A 23,821-nucleotide genomic window follows, 5' to 3' on the forward strand; every position below is an offset into this window, starting at 1 on the left:
CCGCATCATGTTGCGTCGGATTCACTCACTGCCCGCTCTTGTCCTTGGGCTGCTGATCGCCGTATTGGCGATCAGCGGCGCGATCCTGTCGGTCAATCCAGCCATTGACCGGCTGGGAACGACTGTGCCGGAGCGTGGGCAGGTCAGCGTCGCCCTGCTTGCGGAGCGGATAGCCGAGAACTTCGTCGGCGTGGAGCAGATCCAGCGCAGCCCGTCCGGCTCGATCATCGTCTACTACAGCCAGGATGACCGGGCCGAGGCGATGCGTGTCGACCCGCTCAGCGGAAAGGCGATCGGCCCGTATGCGACCTCGCCCACCACGCGCTGGATCAAGAACCTGCATCGCTCGCTTCTTGCAGACACGCCGGGCAGGGCCGCGGCCGGAATCTCGGCGCTGACGATGCTGGTCCTGTGCGTGTCAGGCATGGCACTGCTGCTCAAGCGCGTCGGGGGATGGCGGCAGCTGTTGCGCCCACTGCGAGGCAGTTTCAGCCAGCGTTGGCACTCGGAGCTCGGGAGAATCGCCCTGTTGGGGCTGCTGATGTCCGCGCTGACCGGCATCCTCATGTCGGCGACCACCTTCGGCCTGATACCCGAGGGGGCGGACACCGAGCCTGCGTTCCCGACTGCGGTGGAGACGCCAGCCGCGCCGGTACCGGTGGGCACCCTGCCCGCTCTGCTGGAGATCGATCTCCAGGACCTGCGCGAACTCGTCTATCCGATGCCGGACACTCCCTCGGACTTCTACTCGCTCGCCACCGCGCAGGGCGACGGCTACATTGACCAGGCCACGGGCGTCCTGCTGGTCTTCCAGCCACATGACCGGGTCCAGAACGCCCATGAACTGATCTACCGCCTGCACACCGGCGAGGGACTGTGGTGGCTGGGTCTCCTGCTGGGCGTCTGTGCACTCAGCGTTCCGGTGATGAGCGCCACCGGCGTGGTGATGTGGTGGCAGCGTCGCCGCCTGATGCCGCGCATCGCCAACAACAGCGGCGCGCAGGCGGCAGACACCGTCATCCTTGTGGGCAGCGAAGGCAACAGCACCTGGGGCTTTGCGAACGCGTTGCACGACGCGTTGCACAAGGCCGGCAAGCGGGTGCACACCGCCCCGATGAACCTGCTGGCGAAGGAATATCGCCAGGCACGCCACCTGTTCGTACTCACCGCCACCTACGGTGACGGAGACGCGCCCACATCGGCCAGGCAGTTCCTTGCGCGCCTGGGAAGGTTCAGCGGTGACAACAACCCGGCGTTCGCGGTCCTGGGATTCGGCGATCGCCAGTTCCCGCGGTTCTGCCAGTTCGCCAAGGACGCCCGCGACGCGCTGCTTGGCCGCGGCTGGACCGAATTTCTCGAGCTGGACACCGTGGACAGGCAGTCCTCGCAGGAGTTCGCGCGCTGGGGAGAGGCGGTTGAACCTGCACTGTCCCTCAAGCTGGGGCTGACACACGTACCGTCCCACCCCCAAACCCGCCCACTCGAGCTGATCAGCCGGATGGACTACGGTGCCCAGGTCAATGCGCCGACCAGCATCCTGCGCTTCGGGCCGGTCGCCTCACCGCGCGCTCGCGGGAGGTTGCGTCGGATGCTCGGTATCAGTGAGCTGCCCCACTTCGACGCAGGTGATCTGGTGGGAATCGTGGCGCCGGGAAGCCCGGTCCCGCGGTTCTATTCCCTTGCCAGCGGATCCAGCGACGGCTTCCTTGAAATCTGTGTGCGCAAGCACCCCGGCGGCCTGTGTTCGGGGATGCTTCACGACCTGCAACCCGGCGCCCGGATCGATGCGTTTATCCAACCCAACCCCGACTTCCGGCCGGCCTCGGGCAAGTCGCCGGTGGTTCTCATCGGCGCCGGAACAGGAATCGGGCCGCTGGCCGGATTCATCCGCAACAACACCGGTAAACACCCGATGTATCTGTACTGGGGCGGCCGCGACCCGGCGTCGGACTTCCTCTACGAGCCCGAGCTGGACGGCTACCTGGCCGATCACCGGCTGACCGGGTTGAACGCGATTTTCTCCCGCACCGCCAATGGCGGTTACGTGCAGGACCGGCTGCTGGACCACTCCTCGCAGATGCGGCGACTGATTGAAGACGGCGCTCAGATCCTGGTCTGTGGCGGCCGCGCGATGGCCGACAGCATCCGGCAGACCATCGACGCCATCGTGGCTCCGATCGGCCTGGATGTTGCCACCCTCAAACTGCAGGGGCGCTACCGTGAAGACGTCTTCTGAATCCGCTGATTCATCCGTCGCGGTGATGCAGCGGTACAGCCTGCACGGCGAGACGATGGGCACCCGTTACAGCGCGCTGTTCTTTGCCGCGCCGGGCGTCGATGAGCCGGACATTGGCCAGCGGCTCTTCGCCGCGGTCGATGCCGTCGATCGACAGATGTCGAGCTGGAAGGCCGATTCCGATCTGAGCCGGCTGAACGCCGCACCGATCAACCAATGGACCACGGTTCCGGCGGAGCTGTTCGCGGTGCTGGAAACCGCCCTGCAGGTCGGTCGACAGTCGCGGGGCGCGTTCGATATCGGCGTCGGCGATCTGGTCCAGTCCTGGGGTTTCGGCCCCGCCCGGGGCGCGATCGACCTCACGGCGATCGCCGCTCGTAAAGCGGGTGTCCGCCGCGCCGCATCCGAGATCCTCGAACTGGACGCCCCGCAGAGCCGCGTCCGCAAGCGGGCGGCGATCACTCTGGATCTCGCGGGGATCGCCAAGGGCTTTGGGGTCGACCAGCTGGCCTGCTGTCTCGACGGTTTCGGCATTACCCGCTACCTCGTCGGGATAGACGGTGAGATGCGCGCCCGCGGCAGCAAGCCGGACGGCCGTCCCTGGGCCGTCGCGATCGAGAAGCCTGTCCGCGGTGTGCGCGAGGTCACCGGGGTGATGGAGTTGGCTGACGCGGCAATTGCCACGTCCGGCGACTACCGGCACTGGGTTGAGCATGACGGCCGCAGCTACCCGCACACCATGGACGCCACCGGCCAGCAGCCGGCCAGCAACCGACTCGCCGCGGTCAGCGTCGTGGACGCCACGTGCATGCTTGCCGACGCATGGGCGACCGCCTTGCTCGCCTTGGGCGAGACGGAAGGGGTCAGGCTGGCGCGTGAACGTGGAATGGAGGCACTGTTCACCCTGCACGATGGCGACGGCTTTCAGGAGATCCACGTCGGCTAACATCCACCGCTTTCTACCGGAGCGCGTAATGATTGCACCTGATACCGCCGATACGGTTCTTGATTGTCTTGTCATCGGCGGCGGTCCGGGTGGTTTGACGGCGGCGACCTACCTGGCGCGCTTCCGTCGCAAGCTCGTGCTGGTCGACGCGGGTCAGAGCCGCGCGCGCTGGATCCCGGCAAGCCACAACTGCCCGGGTTTTCCGTTTGGCGTGGCAGGCAATGAGCTGCTGGGCCGCTTCCGCGAGCACGCCACCCAGTACGACGTGCCCGTGGTCGAGGACCGCGTGGACGCGCTGGAACGCTCCGGGGATATTTTCATCGCCCGCTCAGCGACACGCCGATGGCGCGCCCGCAGCATCATCCTGGCCACCGGCGTGGTCGACCTGCTGCCCGAGATCGAAGGCGCCGACGATGCCATCGCAACCGGGGCGATCCGATTGTGCGCGGTCTGCGACGGGTATGAGGCCCGGGATGACGCGATCGCGGTGCTGGGCCGCGGCGAGGAGGCGATCGGCCACGCCGAGTTCCTGCGGACCTTCTCGCGTGACGTCAGCGCCATCGCGACCGACGGCCTTGACGAGGATCCGACCATGCAGGATCGGGCCACCGCCAGCGGCGTGGTGCTGCTTCCGGCGCCGGACCGGTGGCATCTGGTCGATGGCGGCTGTGAGGCTCAGCTTCCGGATGGATCCAGGCGGCGCTTCGATACCCTGTATCCGGTGCTTGGCTCCGACGTCCAGTCTTCCCTGTTGTTGCCGCTTGGCGCCGCGACCGACGACGCAGGCGCATTGAACGTCGATGACCACATGCAAACCAGCGTCGACGGCGTGTACGCGATAGGCGACGTGGTCAGCGCGCTCAACCAGATCAGCGTGGCCGTCGGACAGGCCGCGATCGCCGCGACCGCGGTCCATGGCAGCCTTCCGCGCAACCCGCGCTGAGCCGCTTGCCGGCCGCTGCGAACCCGGACCAGCGGGCAGGCCGAACTGACATCAAAATGAACGATTCACCACGCCACTGTCGCGGGCTGCGCAGGCGGCCGTTTTCACCACGTCGCCGTCACAAATCGAGGAATAATTTTTGTCTCGCCCGCTAGAGGGCACTCGCCAGGAGACGGAAAATGCCAACCGACAAGAAGCAGTCCACGGACAGCAAATCTGACAAGAAACACGCCAGCGGTTCGGATCAGAAGAGCGGCAAGTCGGCGTCAGGTGATACGTCCAAAAGCTCCAAAAAGAGCGACACCAAGAGCCGTTGAGTTTCCGCGGCCAGTAACCAAAACGCCCGCGCAACGCGGGCGTTTTCGATTCTGCAGGCAGTTCTTAGTTACTCTCGGGCGTGACCCTCTCAGGCAGAGGAACGATGCGCAATCGACGGAGGACGCTTCCATGGATCCGATTCCCGCCGCCCTGCTTTGGGGCTTTCTGGGCTATGTCGTTTTCCCGTTGTGGCTCGTGGCCGGCGCAGCCGACTTTGCGTGCCACGCCCGCACCGACATTGCCCACACCTCCGGGGTCGGCGAGTCCGTTCTCCACCTGCTGCAGACCGCCCAGATGGGGCTTCCCATCCTCGCGATCCTCTTTCTTGAGGTGGACGCCAGTGTGCTGCTCCTGGCGATCGTTGCGTCCGTGGCACATACGGCCACCGCGTACTGGGATTTGAGCTACACGGCACCGCTGCGGCGAATCTCCGCACTGGAGCAGTTCGTCCATGCATTCCTGATCATCCTGCCGCTTACCGGACTGGCGGTCATCGTCCTTCTGCACTGGCCGCAGGCAAGGTCGCTGCTTGCACCCCTCAGCGCGGATTGGTCGCTGCGCCTGCGAGCACCCGGATTTGAGCCAGCGCTGATCGCTGGCGTCCTCGCAGCCTCGTTCGCCATTGTTGTCGCGCCCGGCCTTATGGAGCTTCGCCGGACGCTGCGTGCGCGGAAGTCGGGACGCGGCGCCATCGCGTAGGGGCAAGCGCAACTGCCTGCTTCCCTACCCCGCGGCCGCAGTAACCACGTCCGCGTTGCCCATCATCTGCAGCGCGGCCAGCCACAGCGGCAGCGGCGTCTGGAAAATCCCGGAAATCCAGATCAGCCAGCGCACCGCGATGTGAACCGGTGCGGTGCGCTTCACTCTCCTTTGAATCCGCTGGCCCTAGGTTGATGGCTCCACGCGCCCGCGCTGGCGCAACGCCAATACAGGAGACCGCATGGCCACGTCATCAAGCTCCGGCACCGGGAAAAAAGCCACCGGGCCGGCAAAAAAAGCGGCACGTGCAGCCGACCACCAGAAGGATCTGCAGAAGGCGATCGAGAAAAAGTCGTCCGTGCCCAAAGCCAAGAAGCCTGCAAGCGAAAAGCCCAGGGCAGTGCAGGCCGGAACACGCAAGCAGCCTGTCCGGATGCCGGCCCAGCACATCGACAAGCCCGGCAACGAGCATGAACTCCAGTTGCAGCCGCGCTATGACGCGCCGGACTACAAGGGCAGCGGAAAGCTGGCCGGGATGAAAGCGATCATCACCGGAGGCGATTCGGGCATCGGCCGGGCAGTGGCCGTGCTGTTTGCGCGTGAGGGCGCGGATGTTGCCGTCGTCTATCTGAGCGAGCACAAGGACGCGAAGGCCACCAAGGCGGCCGTCGAAGCCGAAGGTCGCAACTGCGTGCTGATCAGCGGCGACGTCAAGGATCCCGCGTTCTGCAAGCGCGCGGTCGCGCGCTCGGTCAAGGCGCTCGGCGGGGTGGACGTACTGGTCAACAACGCGGCGTTCCAGTTGCACGCCGACGACCTGGAGAACCTGAGCGAGGAGCACCTGCAGGAAACCCTGCAGACCAATATCGGCGGCTACTTCCGCATGGCGAAGGCGGCGCTGCCGCACCTGAAGAAGGGTTCCAGCATCATCAATACCGGCTCGGAAACCGGCATCTTCGGGCACAAGTCGCTGCTCGACTACTCCGCGACCAAGGGCGCCATCCACGCCTTCACCCAGTCCCTGGCCAGCAACCTGCTGGAGCGCGGCATCCGGGTCAACGCGGTCGCACCCGGTCCGGTCTGGACCCCGCTCAATCCGGCCGACAAGCCGGCCGACGAGGTCGGCGAGTTTGGACGCGACAGCGACATGAAGCGCGCCGCCCAGCCCGAGGAGCTCTCGCCTGCGTATGTGTTCCTCGCCTCGCCGGTCACCGCCTCCTACATCAGCGGGATCGTGCTGCCGGTGATGGGCGGACCGAGGGGCTGAGCGGCGACGACGCCGCGCGGGTTGCAGACACAAAAAAGGCCCCGTTCCCGGGGCCTTGATTGCTTGAATACCCTAAGGTAATCAATGGTTTGAAGTGGCGTCCCCAAGGGGATTCGAACCCCTGTCGCCGCCGTGAAAGGGCAGTGTCCTAGGCCTCTAGACGATGGGGACGCGGTAGTCCCTGTACCTTTTTTTCCGGCTGTCTTTCACACAACCAGGTACAAAAACCATTTGAAATGGTGGAGCCAGGCGGGATCGAACCGCCGACCTCCTGCATGCCATGCAGGCGCTCTCCCAGCTGAGCTATGGCCCCACGGGGCTGGAAAGTCCGTAAGGTTAGAGCGCTATCCGGGAACCGTCAAGCCCCGGTCAGGATTTCCGCGGAACTTTCACTTTCCAGCCTCAACGTGCCCTCTCCGTGCCCGCGCTCGGCGAGGTATTCCAGCCATTTACCGAGGAAGGTGTTCATCCGCAGACGATGGCTGATCAGGGCCGCCGGCAGCGGATACATGCCCAGCACATCCTGCCAGCGACGACCGATGTAGCAGTGCGTGGCCTCCAGTTGGTTGGCGTCGTGGTAATGGCGCAGGTAGGCCGACGGGTCGGGCATCCCGGTCACCGGGTCCACCATCGTGTAGCTCACGCGCAACTCGGTCGTGTAGCGGTGCTGCAGCAGCACTTCCACACGCAGGTCCAGGCCATCGCCTACGCTGGAGATGTGCCTCCCCGGCGCGAGATCGGAGGTGTTGAACAGGCGGCGCAGGCGGACATGGTTTTCGGCATACAAGGCCATCAACCAACCGAAGCGGTCGAGCGAAGGAAGGCGGCGAGTGGCGACAGAACTGGACATGCACTGATCCTACACGTCCGTCCCGATTGCGGGCCGCACCCCGCAAGGACCCGGAACAGCGCGGTTCAGAACATCTCGCGATTGATCCGCAGCGTGGTCATGACCTTGCTCGCGATCTCCTCGATGGAGGTGTTGGTCGTGCTCAGGGTGGGGATTCTTTCCGCGCGGAACAGCGCTTCCGCTGCAGCGACCTCGCGCTTGCAGGTCTCCAGCTTGGCGTAGTGCGAATCGGGGCGGCGCTCCTGGCGGATCTGGTGCAGGCGGTGCGGGTCGATCGTCAGTCCGAACAGCTTGTCGCGGAATTTGCGCAGCCGCTCCGGCAGCCGGTCGTGCTCCAGGTCTTCTTCAGTGAGCGGGTAGTTGGCCGCCCGCACGCCGTACTGCAACGCCAGATACACGCAGCTGGGCGTCTTGCCTGCCCGTGACACCGCAACCAGGATCACATCGGCATCGTTGTAGTCGATCGCGATGCCGTCGTCGTGGGTCAGCGCGTAGTTCATGGCGTTGATACGGCGATGGTAGGTGTCGAAATCGACAATCGCGTGCGCGCGGCCCACGTGGCGCATGCGCGACTGGCCAAGCTCGCGCTCCAGCGGTTCGATAAAGGGCGCAAACACATCCAGCATCAGCGCCCCGCTCTTGGCCAACGCCTCGCCCACGTCGCTGTCCATGCAGGAGTTGATCACGACCGGTCGCACGCCGTGGGTCTCGGCCGATGCCTTGATCCGTTCCACGGCGTCTTCCGCCTGCTCCACGCTGTCCACAAACGAAATGCGTTCCGCAATGAAGTCGGTGCCGTTGAACTGGGTCAGCAGACTGTGGCCGATGGTCTCCGCGGTGATGCCCGTACCGTCGGATATGTAGAACACAGGGCGTGTGTCGCTCATCGGATGTACCACCTCGCAGTGTGCCGGGATTGAAAAGCCCGCCAGATCAACCTTGTAAGCACCCGGCGCAGCGGCGATCATAGCGGCTTCGCCGTGCCCAGCGGCGTGTCCCCCCACGGAGATACACAGTTTTGAACGAGAATATCCTCTGGCTGCACGCGCTGCGCCTGGACGACCTGGCCCGCGTCGGCGGCAAGAACTCGTCGCTTGGCGAGATGATCGGCAATCTGTCCAACCTCGGTGTTTCCGTTCCGGGCGGATACGCGACGACCTCAGAGGCGTTCAAGGACTTCATCGCCCACAACAACCTGCACCAGCGGATTTTCGACCGCCTCGCGCCGCTGGACGTCGACGATGTCGCCGCCCTGACCGAGGCCGGCAAGGACATCCGCGACTGGGTGATTGGCGCTCCGCTGCAGCCGGAGCTCGACCGCGACATCCGCATCGCCTATCGCCAGCTGTGTGACGAGAACGGCGGCGGCGACGTGGCCGTGGCGGTGCGCTCGTCGGCGACTGCCGAGGACCTGCCCGACGCCAGCTTCGCCGGCCAGCAGGAAACCTTCCTAAACGTCACCGGCGAAGACGACGTCGTCGTCAAGGTGAAGGAAGTCTTCGCCAGCCTCTACAACGACCGCGCGATCGCCTACCGCGTGCACCACGGCTTCAAGCACGAGGACGTGTTCCTGTCCGCTGGCGTGCAGTTGATGGTGCGCTCCGACGTGGGCGCATCCGGCGTGCTGTTCACCCTGGACACCGAGTCCGGCTTCCGCGAAGTGGTCTTCATCACCTCCAGCTTCGGCCTGGGCGAGATGGTCGTCCAAGGCGCGGTCAATCCCGACGAGTTCTACGTCTACAAGCCCACCCTCGCCGAGGGCAAGCAGGCGATCCTGCGCCGCTCCATCGGTGCCAAGCAGTTGCGGATGATCTACTCCGACCAGCCCGGCGAGCGCGTCCGCACCGAGGACACACCGACCGACATGCGCGGCACCTTCTCGATCAACGACGACGACGTGCACGAGTTGGCCCGCCAGGCGCTGATCATCGAGAAGCACTACGGCCGCCCGATGGACATCGAGTGGGCCAAGGACGGCGTCAGCGGCAAGCTGTTCATCGTCCAGGCGCGCCCGGAGACGGTGAAGTCGCGCGGCCACGCCACCCAGATCGAGCGCTACCAGCTGGGCGAGCGCGGTCCGGTGGTGTGCGAGGGCCGCTCCATCGGCAACAAGATCGGCAGTGGCGTCGCCCGCGTGATCCGTTCACTTGACGACATGGCCCGCGTGCAGGCCGGCGACGTTCTGGTTGCCGACATGACCGACCCGGATTGGGAGCCGGTGATGAAGCGCGCCGCCGCAATCGTCACCAACCGCGGCGGCCGCACCTGCCACGCGGCGATCATCGCCCGCGAGCTCGGCGTTCCCGCAGTGGTCGGCACCGGCAACGCGCTGGATGCCATCAAGGAAGGCCAGACGGTGACGGTGAGCTGCGCCGAAGGCGACACCGGTTTCATCTACGACGGCGACCTGCCCTTCGAGCGCCACGTCGCCGATCTGGACAAGATGCCCGAGGCGCCACTGAAGGTGATGATGAACGTCGGCAACCCCGACCGCGCCTTCGATTTCGCGATGCTGCCCAACGCCGGCATCGGCCTGGCGCGGCTGGAGATGATCATCGCCAGCCACATCGGCATCCACCCCAAGGCGCTGCTGGAATACGACCGCCAGGATGCGGCGACAAAGAAACAGATCGATGCGAAGATCGCCGGATACGGGGACGACCCGGTCCAGTTCTACGTCGACCGCCTCGCAGAGGGAATCGCGACCATCACCGCGTCGGTGGCGCCCAAGCCGGTGATCGTGCGCCTGTCGGATTTCAAGACCAACGAGTACGCCAACCTGATCGGTGGCGCGGCCTACGAGCCGGACGAGGAAAACCCGATGCTCGGCTTCCGTGGCGCGTCGCGCTACGTCGACCCGAGCTTCAGCGATGCGTTCGCACTCGAATGCCGCGCGGTCCTGAAGGTGCGCGATGAGATGGGCCTGACCAACCTGTGGGTCATGATCCCGTTCGTGCGCACCCTGGACGAGGGTCGCAAGGTGGTCGAGGTGCTGCGCGCCAACGGCCTGGAACAGGCCAAGGACGGCTTGAAGATCATCATGATGTGCGAGCTGCCATCGAATGCGCTGATGGCCGAGGAGTTCCTCGAGATCTTCGACGGTTTCTCGATCGGCTCCAACGACATGACCCAGCTCACCCTCGGCCTGGACCGGGACTCGGGGCTGATCGCGCACCTGTTCGACGAACGCGACCCCGCGGTGAAGAAGCTGCTGTCGATGGCAATCAAGACCGCCAAGGCGAAGGGCAAGTACGTCGGTATCTGCGGCCAGGGGCCGAGCGACCATCCCGACCTCGCCCAGTGGTTGATGGAGGAAGGGATCGATTCGGTGTCGCTGAACCCGGACACCGTCGTTGATACCTGGCTGCGACTGGCCAAGGCCAAGGCGGCTGGCTGAGACGTGACGGGCTGCTAACGGCTCCCGTCCTAGAATCCGGTCCACATTCGACGCCCCGCCTGACCGCGGGGCGTCGCACATGAGGAGATCTGGATGCAATCGACAACGACTATCGCGACCGGCAGTTGGCTCGCCCATGCCCAGGCCGGAGAGTGGACCGAAGCCCTGACTGGCCTTGGAATCCGGGTCGGCCTGGCATTGCTGCTGTTCCTCGTCGGGCGCTATGTGATCAGCTGGATCCTGTCATTGGGGATTCGGGCGCTGGATCGCAGTCGCGTGGACACGACTGCCTCGCTGTTCCTGCGCAAGGTCGCTTCGGTGACGATGACCATGCTGCTGATTCTGGCGTCATTGCAGGTGATCGGCGTGCCGATGACTTCGATGATCGCCGTGCTTGGCGCGGCCGGGCTGGCGATCGGCCTGGCGCTGAAGGATTCGCTGTCCAACATCGCATCAGGTGTCATGCTGGTGACGCTGAAGCCGTTCAAGGTGGGGGATTTCGTCACCATCCACGGCGAGGTCGGCACAGTCGAGGCGGTGAGCATCTTCCAGACCTGCGTGCGCGGCGCCGACAACCAGGTCATCGTGCTGCCCAACAGCCTGATCACCCGCGACTCGATCATCAACCACACGCCCGAGGACATGCGCCGCATCGGCCTGTCGCTGCCGATCAGCTACACCGCCGATATCGACACCGCCCGGGCAATCGCCATCGAGTTGATGCACGCAGACGAGCGCATTCTCGCCGAGCCGGCTCCCAGCGTGCTTGTCTACGCCCTGGGCGAGAACCATATTGATCTTGGCGTCCGCTGCTATACCAACAACGCGGACAACTTCGTCACCAAGTGCGCGCTGCTGGAGGCGCTGAAGAAGGCCTACGACAAGGCGGGCGTCTCACCCGGATTCCAGCAGCGTGAGGTGGTGCTGTACTCGCGGGACGGGGAAGGCGGGCGCGTCCCGCTCAACGTTCGGCCGAAAGGCGCTCAGCCGGCTCAAGACCACCCAACGCCCCCATGAACCGGCGGTAGTAGCGCAGCTCATTGATCGAGTCGTGAACATCGCTCATGGCGGTGTGGCTGGCCTGCTTGTTGAGGCCGGCGCTGATTGAGGGCGCCCAGCGCTTCGCCAGCTCCTTGACCGTGCTGACATCCAGGTTGCGGTAATGGAAATAGCGCTGCAGCTTCGGCATCTGGCGATGCAGGAAGCGGCGGTCCTGGCAGATCGAATTGCCGCACATCGGCGAGGCGTTCGCCGGCACCCATTGGGCAAGGAATGCGAGGGTCTGTCGCTCCGCCTCCTGCAGCGACACGCCCTGCTCCAGCACGCGGGCCCACAGCCCGGAGCCGCCGTGCTGGTTGCGGTTCCAGTCGTCCATCGCCTCCAGGGTCGCCAGCGGGTGGGCGATGGCCAGTTCCGGACCTTCGGCGAGCACGTTCAGCTGCTTGTCCGTGACCACCGTGGCGATCTCGAGGATCGCGTCGTTGTCGGTGTCCAGACCGGTCATTTCCAGATCGATCCAGACCAGGTTGTCGGCATTGACAGGGCCGTTGGCCATCGGGGGCTCGCGTCGCTTGGAGGGGGCAGGCATCATACCGTCACCCTGCAACGGAAGCCTGCATGTCTGCCACGCCCTTCGCCGATCCGAACCACTACGCGGTGATTTCGGCGATGATCACCCCCGCATTTTTCCTGACCGCCACCGGCTCGCTGTTGATCTCCTCCAACAACCGCCTGGCGCGCGTGGTCGACCGCATGCGCAAGGAGATCGAGCACCTGCGCGACACCGTGCCGGGCCCGATGCGCACCGAGCTGGAGATCCGGATCGGCTACCACCGGCGGCGCTCGTACCTGGTGCTGGGCGCGCTGCGGATCCTGTACGCCGCGCTCAGCGCGTTCGTGGGCACCAGCATCGGGATCGCCGCCGATGCGTTCTTCCATTATCAGCTGGGCTACCTGCCAACGCTGCTGGCGGTACTCGGCGTGCTGCTGATGCTGGCCGCCTCGCTGTGCCTGGGGCAGGAGGCACGGATCAGCCTGCGGGTACTGGAGCGCGAGCTGCGGGCGGAACTGGACAAGGATTCCACCATCCCGCAGCCGTTCTGACTCAGGCGCAATACCGCCTTACGACGACTTCATACGCTTGCGGCGGAAGTAAGCGGTAAGCCGCGCGCCCGCCTCCTCACCCAGCAAGCCGCCCTCCACCTCCACCCGGTGGTTGTGGCGCGGGTCGGTCAGCAGGTCGAAGACGCCACCGGCGGCGCCGGTCTTCGGGTCGGCGGCGCCATAGACCACCCGCGCAACCCGCGCATGCACCATGGCCATCGCGCACATCGCGCACGGCTCCAGAGTCACATAGACCGTGCATCCCAGCAGGCGGTGGTTGGCCAGGCGGAATCCGGCCTGGCGCATCGCCACGATCTCCGCGTGTGCGGTGGGATCATGCTCGGTGATGTTGCGGTTCCAGCCCTCGCCCAGAAGCGAGCCGTCCGCGGCGACCACCACAGCGCCCACCGGGATCTCGTCATCCTCGCGCTCGGCGCGGTCCGCCAGCGCCAGCGCGTGGCGCATCCAGCGCTGGTCGTCGCTCATTCCCACTCGATCGTTGCGGGCGGCTTTCCACTGATGTCATAAACAACGCGAGAAACACCACGCAACTCGTTGATTATCCTGTTGGATACACGCCCAAGAAAATCATAAGGCAGGTGCGCCCAGTGCGCCGTCATGAAGTCGATCGTCTCCACCGCACGCAGCGCGATGACCCACTCATAGGCCCGCGCATCACCCACCACGCCGACCGACTTGACCGGCAGGAACACCGCGAACGCCTGGCTGGTCCTGTCGTACAGGTTGGCCTTGCGCAGTTCATCGATGAAGATGTGGTCGGCGCGTGCGAGCAGCTCGGCATACTCGCGCTTGACCTCGCCCAGGATCCGTACGCCCAGGCCGGGGCCGGGGAACGGATGGCGGTACACCATCGAGGCCGGAAGACCCAGCTCCACACCCATCCGCCTGACCTCGTCCTTGAACAGCTCACGCAGCGGCTCGACCAGGCCCAGTTTCATATGCTCGGGCAGGCCACCGACATTGTGGTGGCTCTTGATCATGTGGGCCTTGCCATTCTTGCCACCGGCCGACTCAATAACATCGGGATAGATCGTGCCCTGGGCCAGCCATTTGGCATTCGCCAGCTTGCCGGACTGTTCATCGAAGATCTCGACAAACAGGTTGCCGATGATCTTGCGCTTGGCCTCCGGATCAGTGACGCCTGCGAGCGCGGCGAAATAACGATCGGCCGCGTCCACACGGATGACCTTGACGCCCAGGTGCTCGGCAAACGTCGCCATCACCTGATCGCCTTCCTGCCAGCGCAGCAGCCCGGTGTCGACAAACACGCAGGTCAGCTGGTCGCCGATCGCCTTATGCAACAGGGCCGCGACAACAGACGAATCCACGCCACCCGACAGTCCCAGGATGACTTCGTCACCGCCGACCTGTTCGCGGACCCGGGCGACCTGGTCCTCGATGATCTGCTGCGGCGTCCACAGCGTCTGGCATTCGCAGATATCGGTGACGAAGCGTTCCAGCAGCGCCCCACCCTGCTTGGTGTGGGTGACTTCGGGGTGGAACTGGACGCCGTACCAGCGGCGCTCGTCATTGGCCATCGCCGCCACCGGCACGCGGTCGGTGCGCGCGGTAACGACAAAGCTCTCCGGCGCCCTGGAGACGTGGTCGCCGTGGCTCATCCACACGTCCAGCCGTGGCGGCGAGCCGGGATGGTCCTTGAGACCGTCCAGCAAACGGTCCTGCGCCACCAGCGCGACCTCGGCATGGCCGTACTCGCGCTGGTCGGCGGCCTCGGTATCGCCGCCCAGCTGCTTGGCCATCGTCTGCATGCCGTAGCAGATGCCCAGCAGCGGCAGGCCGGAATCAAAGACCTCCTGCGGCGCCTGCGGACATCCTTCCAGCGTCGTGGACTCGGGACCGCCCGACAGGATGATGCCCTTGGCACCGAATCCCTCGATCTCGCCGGGGTCGTGGTCCCACGCCCAGATCTCGCAATACACGCCGAGCTCGCGGATGCGACGCGCGATCAACTGCGTGTACTGGGCCCCGAAATCGAGGATCAGGATCTTGTCTCTATGGATGTCGGTCATCGTCTTCAGCCCACCCGGTAATTCGGCGGCTCTTTGGTGATCTGCACGTCGTGGACGTGGCTCTCGCGCGAGCCTGCTGACGTCACGCTGACGAACTCCGGTTTGGTGCGCATTTCCTCGATGGTCGCGCACCCCACGTAACCCATGGTCGCGCGCAGGCCGCCCACCAGCTGGTGGACGATATTGCGCAGCGGGCCACGATACGGCACGCGGCCTTCGATCCCTTCGGGCACCAGCTTGTCGGCATCGGAGGAGTCCTGGAAATAGCGGTCCTTGGAGCCGGTCTCCATCGCCGCCAGGCTGCCCATGCCGCGGTAGCTCTTGTAATGACGACCCTGGAAGAGTTCGCTGTCGCCGGGCGACTCGTCGGTGCCGGCGAACAGGCTCCCGATCATCACTGTGGAGGCCCCGGCGGCCAGCGCCTTGCCGATATCGCCGGAGTAGCGGATGCCGCCATCGGCGATCAGGGGAATGCGGTCCTGCAGGGCCTCGGCGACCATGTCGATGGCCGAGATCTGCGGCACGCCGACGCCGGCTACGATGCGGGTGGTGCAGATGGAGCCTGGACCCACGCCCACCTTGACCGCGTCCGCGCCGTTGTCCATCAGCGCCAGCGCGGCGTCGCCGGTGACGATGTTGCCGCCGATGACCTGCAACTGCGGGAAGTGCTTCTTGACCCACTTCACCCGGTCCAGCACGCCCTGCGAATGGCCGTGGGCGGTGTCCACCACGACCACATCCACTCCGGCAGCCACCAGCGCTTCCACGCGCGCGTCGGTGTCGCCGCCAACACCCACCGCGGCGCCGACCAGGAGTCGTTCGCTGCTGTCATAGGCAGCGTTGGGATTGTCGGTCTTCTTCTGGATGTCCTTGACGGTGATCAGGCCCTTGAGCTCGAAGGCATCATTGACCACCAGCACCTTCTCGATCCGGTGCTTGTGCAGCAGGCCCATGACTTCCTCGTCGCTGGCGCCTTCCTTGACGGTGATCAGCCGGTCCTTGCGCGTCATGATGTGGCGCACCGGATCGTCCAGTTTGGTCTCGAAGCGCATGTCGCGGCTGGTGACGATGCCGACCAGCTGGCCACTGTCGACCACGGGCACGCCGGAGATGTTGCGCTCGCGGGTGAGGTTGAGCACATCGGCGATGGTGGTGTCGGGACTGACGGTGAACGGCGCGCGGATCACGCCGGCCTCGAAGCCCTTGACCTGGGCGACGTGGGCGGCCTGCTGGGCCACGGTCATGCTCTTGTGGATGATGCTCATTCCGCCCAGCTGGGCCAGGGCGACGGCAAGGCGCGCCTCGCTGACGGTGTCCATCGCGGCCGAGAGTATCGGCAGGCGCAAGCCCAGGTCACGGGTCAATCGGGCTGCCAGGTTGACGTCCTTCGGCAGGACCGTCGAGTGGGCCGGAATCAGCGAAACATCGTCGTAGGTGAGAGCTTCAGCCTGGATGCGCAACATGGTCGGAACCGGAATAGGTGAAGCGCGCCATTGTACCGCTTTCGCAGCGATCCCATCGCGCTCAGCTGTCAGCCGCCTCGGCGGCTTCCAGGGTGTTCTGCATCAGGGTCGCCACGGTCATCGGTCCCACGCCGCCCGGGACCGGGGTGATCCAGCTGGCACGTTGCGCGGCCGCCTCGAAGCCGACATCGCCGACCAGGCGCCCGTCATCAAGGCGGTTGATGCCCACATCGATCACGACCGCACCGGGCTTCACCCACTCGCCGGGGATCAGCTGCGGGCGACCCACGGCTACGACCAGAATGTCGGCGCTGCGGACCGACGCTTCGAGCACGTCCTGCGGGGTGAACTTGTGGCAGCAGGTGGTCGTGCAGCCGGCGATCAGCAGCTCCAGCGCCATCGGCCGGCCGACGTGGTTGGAGACGCCGACGATGGTCGCGCTGGCGCCGCGCACCGGGCGGTCGGTGTAGGCCAGCAAAGTGGTGATCCCACGCGGCGTGCACGGCCGCAGGCCGAACTGGCGCAGGGCCAGATGACCAACGTTCTCGGGGTGAAAGCCGTCCACGTCCTTGCCGGGCGAGATGCGGTGGATCAATGCGCTCGCATCGCGGCGGTCCGGCAAAGGCAACTGGACCAGGATGCCGTGGATATTGGGGTCCGCGTTGAGACGGTCGATCAGTTCCAGCAGCTCGTCATCCGTGGTGCCGGACGGCAGATCGAAGTCCACCGCGCGGATTCCCACCTTGCGCGCGGCCCGCCGCTTGTTGCGCACGTACACCGCCGACGCCGGGTCGCCGCCGACCAGAACGACGGCCAGCCCCGGCGCCGACTTGCCCGCCGCCAGACGCACGTCGACACGCGCCTTGAGGTTGTCCAGCAGGTCCTCGGCAATGCGCTTGCCATCCAGGATGCGGGCGGTGGGCGGGCTGGCGTCAGTGTTCAAAAGCAGGACCTGGGTGACGTGGCCGGACATTATCGCCGATCTTGCCTCCAACGATTCCGCGGTGCGGCTCAGTTGCCCGAGCAGAAAGCCGCGTAGTCGATGTACCCGGGAAAGGGCGTTCCGGGAGAGCACACCGGGCACGCCGGATCCGGCGACAGGCGCGTCTCGCGGAAGCGCATGCGCATGGCATCGAAATTGAGCAGCCGGCCGCGCAGGGGCTCGCCAATGCCGAGGATCAGCTTGATGGCCTCGGTTGCCTGGAGCATGCCGATCACCCCCGGCAATACCCCCAACACGCCGGCCTCGCTGCAGTTGGGGGCGTCCTCGGGTGAAGGCGGCTCCGGGAACAGGCAGCGGTAGCAGGGATAGCGGCCGCGGTGGCGACCGGCGTCGAACACGCTGACCTGTCCCGTGAATCGATGCACGGCGCCATACACAAGCGGCTTGCGGAGTTTCACGCACGCATCGTTGAGCAGGTAGCGCACGGCGAAATTGTCGCCTCCGTCAAGGACGACGTCGGCTTCGCTGATCAGCGCTTCGACGTTGTCGCTGGTCACCCGCACGGCGGCCGGGTTGACCCGCAGCCGCGGGTTCAATGCCGACAGGGCGATGGCGGCCGACTCGACCTTGGCCATGCCGATCCGGGCCTCGGTGTGCAGGATCTGGCGCTGCAGGTTGCTGCGATCGACAACGTCGTCATCGGCGATATCCAGCTGACCGATACCCGCGGCGGCAAGGTAATACGCCGACGGCGAACCCAGCCCTCCGGCGCCCACGAGCACGACGCGCGCTGCGCCGAGACGCTGCTGGCCTGCCGCCCCGACCTCCGGCAGCAGCAGGTGGCGCGAATAGCGCTCGTTGAAGTCGCGCTCATCCGGATCGATTTGCGGCTCCGCCATCGGCAGGCCGTCGGCGCGCCAACGCCGGGTGCCGCCTTCCACGGAACCGACGTTGGAGTAGCCCGCCGCAGCCAGCGCCCGCGCAGACGCCAGCGAGCGCGCCCCGACCTCGCAGATCAGCAGGACTTCGGAATCCAGGCACGGAATCACCTCGCCCGGCGCCGACTCCAGGTCGGGACCCGCAACGCCAAGCGCCGCCGCGGCCATGCCTGTGGAGCGTTCGTGCGCCTCGCGGGTGTCCACCAGGATGGCACCGGCCTGTTGACGCGCATGCGCCTGTCTGGGCGTGAGAATCGGTGCTTCCATCGCCGCCATTATCCGCTTTGGTCGCGGTTGCAGGCGGTCAGTAGGCGCCCATGTAGTCACGCTTGCCGATTTCCACGCCGTTGTGGCGCAGCAGCGCATAGGCCGTCGTCACATGGAAGAAGAACTGTGGCAGGCCGTAGGTCAGCAGGTAGTCCTGGCCGTTGAAGCGACGCTCCTTCGGGGTGCCGGGGCGGGTCAGGATCTCGCGCTGCTCGCTGCCCTCGAACTGCGCCGCATCAAAGCCGTCGAGAAACGCGAGGGTGCGCTGCAGCCGATCGCGCAACTGCTCGAACCCCTGCTCCTGGTCGTCATAGGCGGGTACGTCCTCTCCGGCCAGGCGGGCGGTCACGCCGGTGGCGAAATCGCACGCGATCTGGATCTGGCGGACCAGCGGCAGCATGTCGGGGAAAAGACGCGACTGCAGCAGCACCGCCGGCTCTATCTTGCGATCCGCCGCGTAGGCCTCGGCCTTGCCGACGATGGCGACCAGGCTGCCCAGCATCTGCCTGAATACGGGAACGGATGCGGCGTACATGGAAATCGACATGGCGGAACCTCTTGCGGGGGGAACCGGTGATGTTAGCCGTTCGCCGAGCGCACGCGTGGCCGTGACGGCATTGGCGGGGGTGAGCCTTTAGAATTGGCTGCCCCGCTCCGCTGCCGTGCCAGATGCCCTATCGCCTGCTGAAGTTGTTCGTGGCACTCGCCGCCTATGGGCTTTCGATGGCGATGATGCTGCAGTCCCACTACGGCCTGATGCCGTGGGACGTGCTGCACCAGGGAATCTCGCTGCAGGGCGGCTGGCCGATGGGCCGGGTGACGGTGGCGGTGAGCTTTGCCGTGCTCCTGGCGTGGATCCCGATCCGCCAGAAGCCGGGCTTCGGCACGATCTGCAACGCGATCCTGATCGGACTGACGTTCGACGCGGTGCTGGAACCGTTGGGGCAACTGGTCGCCGGCGCCGGGCCGGCGATGCGCATGGCATTGCTGGGCGGGGGAATCGTGCTCAACGGCGCCGCCACTGCAGCCTACCTGGGTGCGGATTTCGGCGCCGGTCCGCGCGACGGCCTGATGACTGGACTGGTGCGCCGCACCGGTCGCTCGGTGCGACTCGTGCGGACGCTCATCGAGGGCAGCGTGCTGGCGACCGGCTATCTGCTGGGCGGCACGCTCGGTGCAGGCACCTTGCTCTACATGCTGCTGATCGGCCCGCTGATCCAGCTCATGCTGCCATGGTTCCAGCGCCCGTCGCCGGCGCCGCGCGTCATCCCCGCAACAGAACCGCCGGCAGAGCAACCAGGCCCAGCAATACGATAACCGCCGCGGCGGCCAGCACGACCTTCATCGGCTCGCGGCGCCAGACATCGGCGAACGTCTCCCCGGTGCCGTCACGCTGGCCGGCCTCGTATTCGGCGCGTGCCTTCGCCTGGCGTCCCGTCTGGTAAACCGCCATGAGCTGCTTGGCTCTCGGCAGGTCGTCGTCATTGGACAGCCAGATCGCGCCATGGGAAATGCCCCAGCGGCTGGGCTTGGTTTCGTAGTACTCGATGCGATTCTCATCGAGCATGGCGCGCACATCCTCGATTTCATCCTCGAGGACCAGGCGCAGGTTGAGCAGCAGTTTCGACATCCGCCGATGATACCGCCCGACGCGCGGTTGCGGCTCAACCGCCGCCCAACACCTCGAGCGGGTCCGCCGCCGTCTTCCCGGGCGTTCTTGGTGTTGGCCTCGGCGATCCGGGGCGCGCGCTGGATCGGCGCGGGCGCGCTTGCACGCCAGCTTCGAGGCGGGTCCGCACCTCGGCGGGAATCGCCTCATCGCCGAGCTCGCGGATCAGGCTGGCAAGCAGGTCCCCGGCAATCTCGCGCGACCTGGCCTCATCTTCCGGCAGGTACTGCAACGCATCATTGGCGAGCTGGATACTGCCGCGCAGATAAAACTCCCGGGCGGTCGCGTCCTCGGAATTGCGCTCCAGCACTTCTCGTGATGCCGCAATGGCCTGCGGCCAATCCCCCAGCCCGGCCTGGATCTCGGCGATGTGCAGCCAGGGCAGCGACTGCTCCGGCGCCGCATCCGCGGCGCGGTGGTACGCCTGGATCGCGGCTGCCGCATCATCGCCGCGAAGCGCTGTCTCCGCCGCGGTCATGCTCTGGGCATAGCCTGGCGCGGCGGCGTTTGACAAGGTCGCACAACCCGAGCCGGCCATCGCCACAAGCGCCGCGCCGAGAACCCACCCCAAACCACGCGTGTGAGTGGATTCGTTCATCGTCACATCCTCGAACATGGCCGATTCGGCCGCAGGAAACATAGCATTTTCACGCGAAAATCACGAGGGTGGCGCGACCGGCAGGTGCCAGTCATAGCGGATCGCCATGTAGCGCAGTCCGAAGCACACCGCCGCGGAGGCAACCATGACCGGGACCGCCGGCAGCTGCAGGGCGACGCCAACCACCACCACGATCGCGCCCAGCATCGCAGCGATCGCATACAGGTCGGACTGGAATACCACCGGCGTGCGGGCCACCAGCACGTCGCGCACGATACCGCCGCCGATTCCGCTGAGCATTCCCAGCAGCACCGCGCCAACCGGTCCCAGCCCGTGGTCGAGCGCCTTCAAGGAGCCGATCACCGCGAACAGCGCCAGGCCTGCGGCATCGAACAGCCTCACCGGGTTGCGCAGGCGTTCGATATCGCTGTAGCGATAGAACGTGATGATCCCTGCGAGGCAGCTGACCGCCAGGTAGTGCCAGTTGGCCAGCGCCACCGGCGGGGTGGCGCCAATCATCAGGTCGCGGGTGATGCCGCCGGCGGTGGCGGCCGCGAACGAGAGCACCAGCACGCCGAAAATATCCAGGCGGTTGCGGACACCCACCGTCGCACCGCTGATTGCAAAGGCGAAGGTTCCTATCAGGTCGATCGTGGTGATGATCGTATTGAGGGCCAATTCACGGTCACTTTCAAAATGGGCCAACAGGATGCCACGCGGTGGGCGCCGTGGCGTGCTGGGCGCACCGTTGAGGGCTTGCGGCCGGCAAGGCGTTTCCCCTAGCCTGCCGGTCCCGCCACTGCGGCGCACCGCGCTTGAGAATCCCATGGAAATTGCCGACCGCCGTGTTGCGACGGTGCACTACACGCTGACCGTCGACGACGGCACGCTGGTCCATTCGTCCTACGCAGTGGAGCCTCTGGTCTATCTGCATGGTGCTGGCAAGCTCATGCCCGGGCTGGAGAAAGCGCTCGCTGGCACGAAGCCGGGGGATCGACTGAAGGCTGTGGTGCCGCCCGAGGAAGGCTACGGCCCCCGCCACGAACACCTGGTCCAGACCGTTCCGCTGTCCGCATTCGAGGACCTGGACATGCTGAAGACGGGCGCAAAGTTCCTGACGGAAACCGCGCAGGGTCCGGTGCTTGCCACGGTCCTGAAGGTGGATGGGGAACGGATCACCGTCGATGGCAACCACGAACTGTCCGGCAAGACGCTGCACTTCGACCTGCGCGTGGTGGATGTTCGCGAGGCGACGCTCGGCGAGTTGACCAAGGGCGACGTCGACAGCAACTGATTCAGCCGGGTGAGCGGCCAGGGTTGCGCTCCTGCCACGCGGCCAGCAGCTCCCTGTAATGCTGCACCTCGTCCGCGTAGACATCGTGGACGCAACTGTCGCAGCCGCTGTCGCAGCACTCCATCGGGAGTGGGCGCTCGGGCTCTACCGGCGGCGGGTCCTCCGCTGCGACCGGGGTCGGAAGCGGCAGGAGCTCGAGCCGCACGTCGTTTTCAGTAGTCGGCTTGCTCACAACAGCCATTCTATCGGCAGCGCTTCCATCCCCCTGACCGCCGCGTTCAGCCAGAAGCCATTGCCCGGCTCCTCCGTCAGAACGCGGTCGTCATCCTTGTTGTCGCCCTGCTCGACCCAAACCAGCTTGCCATGCGTCCCCCGTCGCACCAGCCACGCGCTGGCGGGGACGAGTTGCTTGAACCTGTCGGCAACGCCCGACGCGATCGCGGAGCTCTCCACCACCAGCCCCATCTCGGTATTGAGGTTGGCCGAGCGCGGGTCGAAATTGAACGAACCGATGAAGGCGCGGCGACGGTCGGCAGCGAACACCTTTGCATGCAGGCTGGACGCCGAGCTGCCGGTGAGCTTGCGCCGCACTATCGGCACATCCGCCGTTTCCGGCTTCATCTCGTAAAGGGTGATGCCCGCATCCAGCAGCGGTTTGCGGCGTTTGGCGTAGCCGGCGTGGACCGCCGTCACGTCCGTGGCGGCGAGCGAGTTGGTCAGCACCGTCACCTTTACGCCCTCTCCGGCCAGCCCGGCCAGATAGTCGACCCCGAATGCAGTAGGCACGAAGTAGGCCGAGACAATCTGCAATTCCGCGTCGGGGGTCCCGATGACCTGCTGCAGTCGCTCCGAGAGCAGGCTCTCGCGCGGCGCGCGCCCGAGCCCCTTGGCCGGATCATCGCTGAGCAGCTGCACCGGCACCCATTCCAGGCCGAGGTCGCCGCTCGCCAGGGCCTGCAGATAGGGTGAATCATCCAGCGCACGCAGATACGCACGCGCGGCCGGATCGCGCTCCACCACCGACGCCGCGGCAGCGAGCGCATCAAGCGCCCCCGGCGGTGCTGCGGGCACCAGCCCCCGCAGCGGATAGGAGGACTCGCTCGCCCAGTAGAGATCGAAGTCGCGGGATACCTCGTCCACCACCGGTCCCACCGCCAGCACGTCCAGATCGACGAAGAGCACGCCATCGCCGGCATCGAAGTACTCGTCGCCGACATTTCGCCCGCCCATGATCGTGGCCTGGTTGTCTGCGGTGAAGGACTTGTTGTGCATGCGCCGGTTCAGGCGCGCAAAATCGGTGAGGTAATCCAGCCAGCGCCAGTTCCTGTGCGGGAAGGGGTTGAACAGCCGCACTTCGATCAGCGGGTGGGTATCCAGCGTTGCCAGCAGCGGATCGAGCCCCGGCGTGTTGTTGTCGTCCAGCAGCAGCCGGACCCGGACACCACGGTCCGCGGCCCGGTGCAGTGCCTCCAGCAACAAGGTCCCCGACATGTCGTTGCGCCAGATGTAGTACTGGACATCCAGTGTCCGCTCCGCGCCTTCCGCCAGCGCAACCCGGGCCGCGAACGCGTCGTCGCCGCGCGACAACGGCAGCACGCCGGAAAGCCCGGGGTTTGCCCGCGCAAATGGCTGGATGCCCTTGCCCAGCAGCGTGTCGGCGGAGTCGGCAAGCCGCGCAGACTGCGACCGCCCCTCCAGAGAGGGGAGCCGTGAACTAATCGCCAGGGCCACGACCAGCAGCCCCAGCGTGGCGAGGATCGTCGGCCACCTGAATACGTGTCTTTTTCCGATCATGACCTCCCATTGTAGGAGGTCACGCGGCCCTCGCAGCGATCTGTC

General features: G+C 65.9%; 26 protein-coding genes and 2 tRNA genes. 11 read left to right on the forward strand and 17 right to left on the reverse strand.

What is annotated here, in order from left to right; translation table 11 throughout:
* Positions 1-7: 7 nt before the first annotated feature.
* The 5 genes from INQ42_RS06630 (at position 8) to INQ42_RS06650 (ending at position 5,142) form a co-directional block, all read left to right on the forward strand.
* A complete protein-coding gene (locus tag INQ42_RS06630; protein WP_194033587.1) occupies positions 8-2,236 on the forward strand; it encodes a PepSY domain-containing protein in 2,229 nt (742 codons plus the stop codon).
* Positions 2,237-2,261: 25 nt separating this feature from the next.
* The gene (locus tag INQ42_RS06635) at positions 2,262-3,182 is read left to right on the forward strand and encodes an FAD:protein FMN transferase (RefSeq protein WP_228064295.1); all 921 of its coding nucleotides are present in this window, start codon (positions 2,262-2,264) and stop codon (positions 3,180-3,182) included.
* Between the two features lie 28 nt (positions 3,183-3,210).
* A complete protein-coding gene (locus INQ42_RS06640; protein ID WP_194033588.1) occupies positions 3,211-4,125 on the forward strand; it encodes an NAD(P)/FAD-dependent oxidoreductase in 915 nt (304 codons plus the stop codon).
* 179 nt (positions 4,126-4,304) lie between these two features.
* On the forward strand, positions 4,305-4,442 hold the full coding sequence (locus tag INQ42_RS06645) for a hypothetical protein (RefSeq protein WP_194033589.1): 138 nt from the start codon (positions 4,305-4,307) through the stop codon (positions 4,440-4,442).
* Positions 4,443-4,572: 130 nt separating this feature from the next.
* The gene (locus INQ42_RS06650; RefSeq protein WP_194033590.1) at positions 4,573-5,142 is read left to right on the forward strand and encodes a diguanylate cyclase; all 570 of its coding nucleotides are present in this window, start codon (positions 4,573-4,575) and stop codon (positions 5,140-5,142) included.
* A 24-nt stretch (positions 5,143-5,166) separates the two neighbouring features.
* Here the strand turns inward: INQ42_RS06650 and INQ42_RS06655 are convergent, their stop codons facing one another.
* On the reverse strand, positions 5,167-5,307 hold the full coding sequence (locus INQ42_RS06655) for a hypothetical protein (RefSeq protein ID WP_194033591.1): 141 nt from the start codon (positions 5,305-5,307) through the stop codon (positions 5,167-5,169).
* A 76-nt stretch (positions 5,308-5,383) separates the two neighbouring features.
* On the opposite strand from INQ42_RS06655, the gene INQ42_RS06660 reads away from it, so the two are divergent.
* Positions 5,384-6,409, forward strand: coding sequence for an SDR family oxidoreductase (locus INQ42_RS06660; RefSeq protein WP_194033592.1), 1,026 nt, complete (start codon positions 5,384-5,386; stop codon positions 6,407-6,409).
* Positions 6,410-6,504: 95 nt separating this feature from the next.
* Here INQ42_RS06660 and INQ42_RS06665 read toward each other — a convergent pair.
* The 4 genes from INQ42_RS06665 to ppsR all read right to left on the reverse strand — a co-directional run bounded on the left by INQ42_RS06665 (position 6,505) and on the right by ppsR (position 8,146).
* Positions 6,505-6,580: transfer RNA gene (locus tag INQ42_RS06665), tRNA-Glu, on the reverse strand.
* Positions 6,581-6,646: 66 nt separating this feature from the next.
* A tRNA-Ala gene (locus tag INQ42_RS06670) sits at positions 6,647-6,722 on the reverse strand.
* A gap of 45 nt (positions 6,723-6,767) precedes the next feature.
* A complete protein-coding gene (locus INQ42_RS06675) occupies positions 6,768-7,259 on the reverse strand; it encodes a DUF1249 domain-containing protein (protein ID WP_194033593.1) in 492 nt (163 codons plus the stop codon).
* A 65-nt stretch (positions 7,260-7,324) separates the two neighbouring features.
* Complete coding sequence (gene ppsR, locus INQ42_RS06680) at positions 7,325-8,146, reverse strand: posphoenolpyruvate synthetase regulatory kinase/phosphorylase PpsR (protein ID WP_194033594.1); 822 nt, start codon at positions 8,144-8,146, stop codon at positions 7,325-7,327.
* 131 nt (positions 8,147-8,277) lie between these two features.
* Here ppsR and ppsA point away from each other — a divergent pair, with 131 nt between their 5' ends.
* Both ppsA and INQ42_RS06690 read left to right on the forward strand, forming a co-directional pair.
* Positions 8,278-10,656: a phosphoenolpyruvate synthase gene (gene ppsA, locus INQ42_RS06685; protein WP_194033595.1), complete on the forward strand. Its 2,379-nt coding sequence runs from the start codon at positions 8,278-8,280 to the stop codon at positions 10,654-10,656.
* A 93-nt stretch (positions 10,657-10,749) separates the two neighbouring features.
* A complete protein-coding gene (locus INQ42_RS06690) occupies positions 10,750-11,673 on the forward strand; it encodes a mechanosensitive ion channel family protein (RefSeq protein WP_194033596.1) in 924 nt (307 codons plus the stop codon).
* Here INQ42_RS06690 and orn read toward each other — a convergent pair.
* Positions 11,618-12,211, reverse strand: a complete 594-nt coding sequence (orn, locus tag INQ42_RS06695) for an oligoribonuclease (RefSeq protein WP_194035792.1) — start codon at positions 12,209-12,211, stop codon at positions 11,618-11,620. The two genes, INQ42_RS06690 and orn, sit on opposite strands and share 56 nt — an antisense overlap.
* A 62-nt stretch (positions 12,212-12,273) precedes the next feature.
* Here orn and INQ42_RS06700 point away from each other — a divergent pair, with 62 nt between their 5' ends.
* Positions 12,274-12,759 (forward strand): DUF2721 domain-containing protein, encoded by a 486-nt coding sequence (locus tag INQ42_RS06700; RefSeq protein ID WP_194033597.1) that lies wholly within the window; start codon positions 12,274-12,276, stop codon positions 12,757-12,759.
* Positions 12,760-12,777: 18 nt separating this feature from the next.
* Here INQ42_RS06700 and tadA read toward each other — a convergent pair whose 3' ends face one another.
* From tadA to INQ42_RS06730, 6 genes are all read right to left on the reverse strand, one after another.
* Positions 12,778-13,245 carry a tRNA adenosine(34) deaminase TadA gene (gene tadA, locus INQ42_RS06705; protein WP_194033598.1) on the reverse strand — a complete coding sequence of 156 codons (468 nt, stop codon included), beginning with the start codon at positions 13,243-13,245 and terminating at the stop codon, positions 12,778-12,780.
* Positions 13,242-14,810 carry a glutamine-hydrolyzing GMP synthase gene (gene guaA, locus INQ42_RS06710; RefSeq protein WP_194033599.1) on the reverse strand — a complete coding sequence of 523 codons (1,569 nt, stop codon included), beginning with the start codon at positions 14,808-14,810 and terminating at the stop codon, positions 13,242-13,244. The genes tadA and guaA overlap by 4 nt, the downstream gene beginning before the upstream one ends.
* A gap of 5 nt (positions 14,811-14,815) precedes the next feature.
* A complete protein-coding gene (gene guaB, locus INQ42_RS06715) occupies positions 14,816-16,273 on the reverse strand; it encodes an IMP dehydrogenase (RefSeq protein WP_194033600.1) in 1,458 nt (485 codons plus the stop codon).
* Between the two features lie 61 nt (positions 16,274-16,334).
* Positions 16,335-17,246 carry a bifunctional methylenetetrahydrofolate dehydrogenase/methenyltetrahydrofolate cyclohydrolase FolD gene (gene folD / locus INQ42_RS06720; protein WP_194033601.1) on the reverse strand — a complete coding sequence of 304 codons (912 nt, stop codon included), beginning with the start codon at positions 17,244-17,246 and terminating at the stop codon, positions 16,335-16,337.
* Between the two features lie 38 nt (positions 17,247-17,284).
* Positions 17,285-18,421, reverse strand: coding sequence for a molybdopterin-synthase adenylyltransferase MoeB (gene moeB, locus INQ42_RS06725; protein WP_194033602.1), 1,137 nt, complete (start codon positions 18,419-18,421; stop codon positions 17,285-17,287).
* A 37-nt stretch (positions 18,422-18,458) separates the two neighbouring features.
* Positions 18,459-18,968 (reverse strand): DUF1993 domain-containing protein, encoded by a 510-nt coding sequence (locus INQ42_RS06730; RefSeq protein WP_194033603.1) that lies wholly within the window; start codon positions 18,966-18,968, stop codon positions 18,459-18,461.
* Between the two features lie 122 nt (positions 18,969-19,090).
* Between INQ42_RS06730 and yczE the strand changes: the two genes are divergently transcribed.
* A complete protein-coding gene (gene yczE / locus INQ42_RS06735; protein ID WP_194033604.1) occupies positions 19,091-19,738 on the forward strand; it encodes a membrane protein YczE in 648 nt (215 codons plus the stop codon).
* On the opposite strand, the gene INQ42_RS06740 is transcribed toward yczE, so the two are convergent.
* From INQ42_RS06740 to INQ42_RS06750, 3 genes are read right to left on the reverse strand one after another with little or no spacing between them, the layout of a single operon-like run.
* Positions 19,686-20,051, reverse strand: coding sequence for a DUF6164 family protein (locus INQ42_RS06740; protein WP_194033605.1), 366 nt, complete (start codon positions 20,049-20,051; stop codon positions 19,686-19,688). The genes yczE and INQ42_RS06740 overlap by 53 nt on opposite strands.
* A 34-nt stretch (positions 20,052-20,085) precedes the next feature.
* On the reverse strand, positions 20,086-20,688 hold the full coding sequence (locus INQ42_RS06745; RefSeq protein ID WP_194033606.1) for a tetratricopeptide repeat protein: 603 nt from the start codon (positions 20,686-20,688) through the stop codon (positions 20,086-20,088).
* A 60-nt stretch (positions 20,689-20,748) separates the two neighbouring features.
* Positions 20,749-21,351: a trimeric intracellular cation channel family protein gene (locus tag INQ42_RS06750; RefSeq protein ID WP_407070805.1), complete on the reverse strand. Its 603-nt coding sequence runs from the start codon at positions 21,349-21,351 to the stop codon at positions 20,749-20,751.
* 163 nt (positions 21,352-21,514) lie between these two features.
* Between INQ42_RS06750 and INQ42_RS06755 the strand changes: the two genes are divergently transcribed.
* Positions 21,515-21,982, forward strand: a complete 468-nt coding sequence (locus INQ42_RS06755) for an FKBP-type peptidyl-prolyl cis-trans isomerase (RefSeq protein ID WP_194033608.1) — start codon at positions 21,515-21,517, stop codon at positions 21,980-21,982.
* A 1-nt stretch (position 21,983) separates the two neighbouring features.
* Here INQ42_RS06755 and INQ42_RS06760 read toward each other — a convergent pair whose 3' ends face one another.
* Positions 21,984-22,214 (reverse strand): oxidoreductase-like domain-containing protein, encoded by a 231-nt coding sequence (locus INQ42_RS06760; protein WP_407070757.1) that lies wholly within the window; start codon positions 22,212-22,214, stop codon positions 21,984-21,986.
* Positions 22,211-23,776 (reverse strand): phospholipase D family protein, encoded by a 1,566-nt coding sequence (locus INQ42_RS06765; RefSeq protein WP_194033610.1) that lies wholly within the window; start codon positions 23,774-23,776, stop codon positions 22,211-22,213. The genes INQ42_RS06760 and INQ42_RS06765 overlap by 4 nt, the downstream gene beginning before the upstream one ends.
* Positions 23,777-23,821 lie beyond the last annotated feature (45 nt).

The organism is Lysobacter avium, from assembly GCF_015209745.1.
GTDB classification, from domain to species: domain Bacteria; phylum Pseudomonadota; class Gammaproteobacteria; order Xanthomonadales; family Xanthomonadaceae; genus Novilysobacter; species Novilysobacter avium.